Origin of the sequence: Brevibacterium sp. NPDC049920, from assembly GCF_040656435.1 — a bacterium.
GTDB classification, from domain to species: Bacteria; Actinomycetota; Actinomycetes; order Actinomycetales; family Brevibacteriaceae; genus Brevibacterium; species Brevibacterium pityocampae.
The window spans coordinates 400489-407513 of record NZ_JBFAMF010000001.1 but is presented as its reverse complement, the minus strand read 5'-3'; the positions used below and the strand labels follow the sequence as shown (position 1 = coordinate 407513).

The following is a 7025-nucleotide window of genomic DNA, read 5'->3' as shown; positions in this document are numbered from 1 at the left end:
CACGGAGTTCTTGGGGGTATTTCGACGGGGCCATCAGAGAATCGATGTCCTTTCAGGATGTTTGGCTTACCCTCAATCAAACCAAGGACGATTCAGAGCGTCGGCAACGGCGCGGGAAAGGTCAGGCGCGGGAAAGGTCAGGCACGGGCAAGTACGGGTTCGCCGGCCGGCCGCTCAGCCCACCCAGGCGGAGCCGTCGGCGCGGAGGTCCGAGGCGGCCTCGGGCGTCTCCCCGCGCAGGTCGATGACATTCGCGTGGCCCATCCAGTCAGTGCGCGGGGCGGTCCACTGCACCGGCTCCGGGCTCGAGCGCTCGAGCTCCGCGACGGCCTCGGCGGGGACGTCCTCCTCCGCATGGACGGACTGCGGGGTGTCGTCCGGATGGCGAACGCCGGTCACCCAGCGGGGCAGCGCGACGGCCTCGGCCGCGGTGCCGCCGCGCACGAGGTGCGTGAACAGGCGGGCGTGGATCTGCGCCTGGGCCTTGCCGCCCATCGTCGCCTGCACGAGGGCCGGGCGGCCGGTCGGGTCGGTGACGATGACCGGCATGAGCGTGTGCGCGGGCCGCGTCCGGCCCCGGACCAGCTGCGGTGAGTCCGGGTCGAGGGAGAACATCGAGCCCCGGTTCTGGAACACGATCCCGGTGTGCGGGTCGAGGCAGCGCGAGCCGAACGCGGAGTACAGGCTCTGGATGAGGGAGATGCTCACCTCCCCGTCGCTCGCCGCGATCCCCACGGTGTCCCCGTCGGCCGGCGGGGTGGCGACGGGTCGTACGGTGTCGGCCGGGGAGGCGCCGCCGGTGGGAAAGGCGGAGCCGGCGGGGGAGGCGCTGCCGGTGGGAGAGGCTGCGGGGTCACCGCTGCCGAGGCGCCCCGAGCGGTCGAGGAGGAGCGCCGGATCGGTGTCCTCGGCGAGGACGGAGTCGCGCAGCGCATCCGAGGCGGCGAAGGACCCGGTCCAGATGCGGGCGAGCGCGGCGTCGGTCAGAGCGCCGTCGTCGATACTGTCGGCACCGCTGGACCCATTGCCACCACCGGACTCGCCGACACCACTGGCCCCGACACTGTCGGACCCAGCGGCACCGCCGACACCGTCGGCCCCCGCAGCGCCACGGGGCTCGGCGGCCTCGCCGAGCTCATCGAGGTACCGCAGGAGTGCGAACCCCTGGCACGGCGCGCCACCGGTGTTCACCGTGAGCCCGGCGAACTCGGTGCTCAGCGGTTCACCGATGTGCACCGTGTAGTCGGCGAGGTCCTCCGCCGCGAAGTCCGGCCGTACCTGCTGGAGGTAGGCGAGCACGTCCGCGGCGACCGCGCCGGCGTAGAAGTCGTCCGGGCCGGCCTCGGCGAGACGGGTGAGAGTGCGGGCGAGCGCCGGGTTGGACGCCTGCTCGGCCTCCGCCCAGTCGGGTCCGAACATCGCCTCGACGAAGGCGAGTCCCTCCGGCCCCGAGGCGGCCGTCCGGTCGATCGCCCCGCGCAGCGACTCGCTGATCGGGTAGCCGTCGCGGGCGCAGGCGATGGCCGGTTCGAGCAGGCGCGCCCAGGGGAGCCTGCCGTAGGTGTCGTGCAGGTGCTTCCACCCGCGCAGCGTGCCGGGGACGGTGATGGATTCCGGGCCGAAGGCGGGCACCCGCCCACTCGTGCCCCATGCCGCCGGGTCGACGGCGCGCGGGGCGTACCCGAACCCGTCGACGAGCTCGAGCGTGGTCTGCGATCCGGCGCCCGGGGCGGGTGCCGCTGACGTGGGCGGGTCCCCGTCCGCACCCGCATCCGCGGCGGCGGTGCGCGCGACGAGTGCGATGAGGTCCCCGCCGATCGCCGTGTTGTGCGGGTAGACGACGGTGAGCACCGCATCGGCGGCGATCGCCGCGTCCACGGCGGAGCCGCCGTCGGCGAACGCCTGCCGACCGGCCTCGGTGGCGAGTGTGTGCGGGGTGGCGATGGCGCGAACGGCCCCGACGGTGGGGGCGTCAGTCTGAGCAGTCATGATGCTGTCCACCCTAGCCGCGGCCCAGGCCTCCGTCACCGGTTCCGCGCCCGGCCGGAGCCTCGCGCGGCGCGCACTGCCGGCGCTCCACATCTCCACGACCCCTCCACGCATCCCTGCGCCCGGTTCGTGCGGAGCACCGTACACCGTGCTCCCGATCCCACAGGCGGCGCAGAACGCCCTGCCGCACCTGCGGCGGAGGTCGTACAGTGGTGGCATGAGTCACACCACGGCTCTCTCCGCCATCGCGTTCATGCGCCGCCTCCACGCGGACCGGATCACCGTCGACGACGTCGCCGATCACGTCGGCTACAGCCCGGCCCACTTCTCCCGTGCGTTCGCACAGGTCACCTCCCTGAGCCCCGGGCAGTACCTCGCCGCGGTCCGCTTCGATGCCGCCAAGCGCCTGCTGCTGGCCGAGGACTTCGCCGTGTCCGAGGTGTGTGCCGCCGTCGGCTTCGACTCGCTGCCGACCTTCACCCGCCGCTTCTCCCGCGCCGTCGGCACCACCCCGGCCGCGCTGCGCCGACTCGCCGAGAGCGTCGGCGAGCAGCCGCCTCGGCCGTTCGAGCAGGCTCGCGGGCGCCACGCCCCGGTGCGGGTGCGGATCCGCTACCCGGACGACGGATGGGGCGGCGCAGACACCTGGTTGGGCTGGTATCCGCAGCCGGCCCCCATCGGCCTGCCCGCCGCCGGTGTGCTCCTGCGCGACCGGGAGCTCGTCGACCTGCCCCTGTGCCCCGGGAACCCGTGGCTGCTCGCCTTCGTCGTGCCGCCCGCAGCGCAGGTGAGCGACCACTTCGCACTCGGTCGTCCCGTCGTCGCGGTCCACCGCACCCCGCTCACCGCACCGCTGCCGGCCGGAGCCGAGGTGGCGCTCGACCTCGGCCCGGCGCCGGGCACCTCGGCGCCCCTGCTGTCGGCCCTGCCCGTGCTGTGGGCGCAGGAGCGCAGGAACGGATAATCACGCCCGCCCGCACGGGCCTACCGTGGGTACCACCGACAGGGCCGGAGTCACCCGATTCCGGGCACGGACACAACGGACCGCCGATCGCAGCGACCGGCGCGATGGAGAGAAGGGCACGACCATGGCACGTCCGACCGGAGAGCCCACCTGGCTCGAGTACAGCGCGAACGGGATCGCGGGTTCCATCGACTTCTACCGACAGATCTTCGGCTGGGAGTTCGAGGACCTGGGCCCGGAGATGAATCACTACCGCATGGCCGTCGCAGAGGGCAGCCGCCAGGCCGGGTTCATGGACACCACCGGGATGACCTGCCCGGACGGCGAGGAGCTCACCCCCACATGGGACGTCTACCTCTCCGTGGACAGCGTGGACGAGCGCCTCGAGAAGGCCCGCGCGAACGGTGCCCGGGTGGTCGTCGAGCCCGCCCGGATGGAGGGCGTGGGGACCTTCGCCGGGATCTGCGATCCCACCGGGGCGTTCGTGGGCCTGTGGGAAGACGGCGGGTTCGAGGGCTACGTGTTCTCCGGCAAGCCGGGCACCCCGGTGTGGTTCGAGCTCATGAGCATGGACTTCGACGCCTCGGCGGCGTTCTACTCCGCGGTCTTCGACTTCGACATCACGCTCATGGACAGCGATGAGGACGACCCGCAGCCCGACCTCCGGTACGCGACGAACGCACCCGGGGAGAAGGCGAGCGCAGGGATGTGCGAGGCGAAGGAATGGTTCCCCGCCGGCACGAAATCGTTCTGGCGGCCGTACTTCGGGGTCGCCGACGCCGATGCGACCGTCGCCGCGATCGAGAAGGCCGGCGGGAAGCTGCTCGACGGGCCGATCGACTCCCCGTTCGGCCGGGTCGCGACCGTCGCGGACCCGAAAGGCGCGAGCTTCCAGATCAACCAGCCGCTCCCCGGCGGCCCGGGAGCGGGATCCTGATGGCCGTCGTCGACACGATCACCCCGTTCCTCTGGTTCGCGGACTGCGCCGAGGAGGCGATGGAGTACTACGTCTCCGTGTTCCCCGACTCCTCGATCGACGAGATCATGCGCTACTCCGCCGACCTCGAAGTCATGGGGGAGCAGTTCCAGGGTATGGCCGGGAAGGTCAACGCTGCGTGGTTCACGCTGGCCGGCCGGAGGTTCGGCTGCCTGGACGGCGGGCCGTACTTCACCATCACCGAGGCGGTGTCGTTCGCGATCGCGTGTGCCGACCAGGCGGAGATCGACCACTACTGGGAGAAGCTCTCCCACGTCCCGGAATCGGAGCAGTGCGGCTGGTGCAAGGACCGGTTCGGAGTGTCATGGCAGGTGGTGCCGGCGCGGATGAGTGAGCTCGTCCGGACGCCGGCGCAGATGCAGGCGATGCTCGGGATGAAGAAGATCGTCATCGCCGACCTCGAGGCCGCGGGCTGAGCCGTCTGGCCGGCTGACCCGTTCGAGTGAACCGTCCGTCCGGATGACTCGCATCATCCAACTGCGCGGTATCGTGCCCCGAGCGCGCAATTGCGCGCCGGGTTCCGGATACTGCGCAGTTGGATGAAGCGGCGGATCGCCGCTTGCGCAGCGCCTCGCCGGTTCAGTGCACCGCAGGGTCGGCGCGTCGCAGGGTCGGCGCGTCGTGCTGGACATGTGCCGCCGGGGCAGCGCCGCGGGGTCAGCTCGCCGTGGTGAGCACGACCGCGGACCTCGGGGGTACGCGCACGGTGCCGGCTTCGATCGAGGCGAAGAGCTCGCCATCGGCGTCGGTCGCGCCACCGGCGTCTCGTGAGGCATGCGAGTCCTCACCCGACCCGGCGCCGCGCTCGGCGAGGAACCCGGCGGTGTCGAGCAGGATCGACGCGGCACCACCGGGCAGCTCGACGGCTGCGGCCTCGGTCCCGAGGTTCGCGACCACGTGGAGACCGCCGATCGTCATCGCGACCCACCGGTCACCGGCGCTCCCTCCGCCCGCGGACGCGTCCACCGTGATGTCGGCGAAGGCGAGCTCGCGGAACTCGGGCCGCTCGGCGCGCAGCGCACCGAGAGCGCAGTAGAGCTCGAAGATCGCCCGCCGGGCCGCGGTCCCGGTCCCGTGAGCCGATCCCGTGCCCAGCCCGGCCCCGAGAGCCGATCCCGTGCCCAGCCCGGAAGTGGCGAACCCGGCATCCGCGGCCCCGGCTCCGGCCGCCTCGGATCCAGGAACCCCGGCTCCGGCTTCCTCAGCCGAGTCATCTCCGCTCCCGCCCTCACCGAACTCCGTCCAGTCGAGGACGGAGCGGGTGAAGGTCTCCGGGTCCTGCGGGTCGGGCACCGCGGACTCGTCCCAGCCCATGCGCGCGAACTCGGACTTCCGGCCGTTCGACACCGCCTCGCCCAGCCAGTCCTCGCGGTGGTCGGTGAAGAACTGCCAGGGGGTCGAGGCCGCCCACTCCTCACCCATGAAGAGCATCGGGGTGTTCGGCGCGAGCATGAGGAGGACCGCCCCGACGGCCAGCGCATCGGTGCCGACGAGGTGCGACAGCCGCTCCCCGGCCGCCCGGTTGCCCACCTGGTCGTGGTTCTGGATGCAGACGATCAGCTGGCCCGGTGACACCCGGTCTCCGTCGATCGGCCGGCCGTGGGCGCGGCCGCGGAAGGTCGAGAGCGTCCCGTCGTGGAAGAAGCCGCTGCGCAGCACCTTCGGGAGCGCCTCGGGGTCCGCGAAGTCGGCGTAGTAGCCCTCGGTCTCCCCGGTCAGTGCGACGTGCACGGCGTGGTGGAAGTCGTCGCTCCACTGGCCGGTGAGGCCGTCCCCGCCGTCGGCGCGAGCGGTGATGAGCCGGGGGGCGTTGAGATCGGATTCGGCGATGATGTGGATCGGGTGGGCGCGTCCGAGCGTGCGGGCCAGCTCCTCCATGTGGATGGTCATGTCCTCGAGGATCGGCAGGGCCCGCGAGTCGAGAAGGGCGTGGACGGCGTCGAGCCGGAACGCGTCGACGCCGTAGTCGGCGGCGAACATCGCGAGGTCGTCGAGGATGAGGGCACGCACCTCGTCCGAGCCCGGGCCGTCGAGGTTGATGGAGTCGCCCCAGGGGTTCGCCGCCGCGGCGTGGAGGTAGGGCCCGAACATCCCCAGGTAGCTGCCCGAGGGTCCGAGGTGGTTGTACACGACGTCCTGGATCACGCCGATCCCGCGGGCGTGGGCGGCCTCGACGAAGCGCCGATACCCCTCCGGCCCGCCGCAGCTCTCCTGCACCGCGAACCAGCCCACCCCGTCGTACCCCCAGTTGTGGAGGCCGGCGAAGGTGTTGACCGGGAGCAGCTCGACCCAGCCGATGCCCAGGCGCACGAGGTGGTCGAGCTTCTCGATCGCCGCGTCGAAGGTGCCGGCGCTCGTGAAGGTGCCGATGTGGAGCTCGTAGACCGGGGAAGAGTCCCAGGCCCGGCCCGCCCAGCCGCCGTCCGAGGCGCGGTTCGCCGCAGGGTCGTCCGACGCCGAGGTGGGGGCCGGCTCGCCGTCGGCGCGGTCGGCCCAGCCGCCGTTCGGGCTGCTGCCCGCTGCCGAGGCGCTCCCCGGCTGTCCGAGGACCGGCACCGTGGCCGACGGACCGTGCGGCCCGTAGGGCTGCCGGCGGGAGCGCGGGTCCGGGCGTAGCGTCGGATCCTCGTCGAGGAGGTAGCCGTACTCGATGACGGGGGCCTCGGTGCCGCCGGGGGCGCCCGCGGCGTGGTCCGCGAGATCGCGGAGCACGGCGGTGAGCGCATCGGAGGGCGCGGTGACGGCCCACCAGCCGGCGGGCGTGGCCTCCATCGCCTCGGTGTGGAAGCCGAGAGCATTGAGCTCCTCGCTCTCGACGGGGGCCTCGCGGTACTGGGTGCGGGCGAAGTCGGTGCCGTAGGGCGCGTCCGCGAGGCGCCAGGCGAGGCGCACGGTTCCGGCAGCCGGGGCCCAGACGCGGAATACCGGGTCGCTGCCGGTGACCGGGTTGATGCCGGTGCCGGAACCGGCGTCGGGGTCCGGCCCGGCCTCGGGGCCGGTCACGAACCCGCGCGCGATGCTCGGATAGTCGGGGAAGTGGAAGGTGGCGTCGATGCCGGGGTATCGCGTCATGGG

General features: G+C 72.5%; 5 protein-coding genes. 3 read left to right on the top strand and 2 right to left on the bottom strand.

The window, feature by feature from the left end; translation table 11 throughout:
* Positions 1-174: 174 nt before the first annotated feature.
* Entirely contained in the window at positions 175-1989 is a 1815-nt protein-coding gene (locus AB0I45_RS01825) for a gamma-glutamyltransferase (RefSeq protein ID WP_360316394.1), read from the bottom strand.
* 217 nt (positions 1990-2206) lie between these two features.
* Here AB0I45_RS01825 and AB0I45_RS01820 point away from each other — a divergent pair, with 217 nt between their 5' ends.
* From AB0I45_RS01820 to AB0I45_RS01810, 3 genes are all read left to right on the top strand, one after another.
* Positions 2207-2953, top strand: a complete 747-nt coding sequence (locus tag AB0I45_RS01820; protein ID WP_265808875.1) for a helix-turn-helix transcriptional regulator — start codon at positions 2207-2209, stop codon at positions 2951-2953.
* A 124-nt stretch (positions 2954-3077) separates the two neighbouring features.
* The gene (locus tag AB0I45_RS01815; RefSeq protein ID WP_360316390.1) at positions 3078-3890 is read left to right on the top strand and encodes a VOC family protein; all 813 of its coding nucleotides are present in this window, start codon (positions 3078-3080) and stop codon (positions 3888-3890) included.
* Complete coding sequence (locus AB0I45_RS01810; protein WP_137318207.1) at positions 3890-4366, top strand: VOC family protein; 477 nt, start codon at positions 3890-3892, stop codon at positions 4364-4366. Before AB0I45_RS01815 ends, AB0I45_RS01810 begins: the two co-directional genes overlap by 1 nt.
* Positions 4367-4607: 241 nt before the next feature.
* Here AB0I45_RS01810 and treZ read toward each other — a convergent pair whose 3' ends face one another.
* Complete coding sequence (gene treZ / locus AB0I45_RS01805) at positions 4608-7022, bottom strand: malto-oligosyltrehalose trehalohydrolase (RefSeq protein WP_360316386.1); 2415 nt, start codon at positions 7020-7022, stop codon at positions 4608-4610.
* Between the last annotated feature and the right edge of the window lie 3 nt (positions 7023-7025).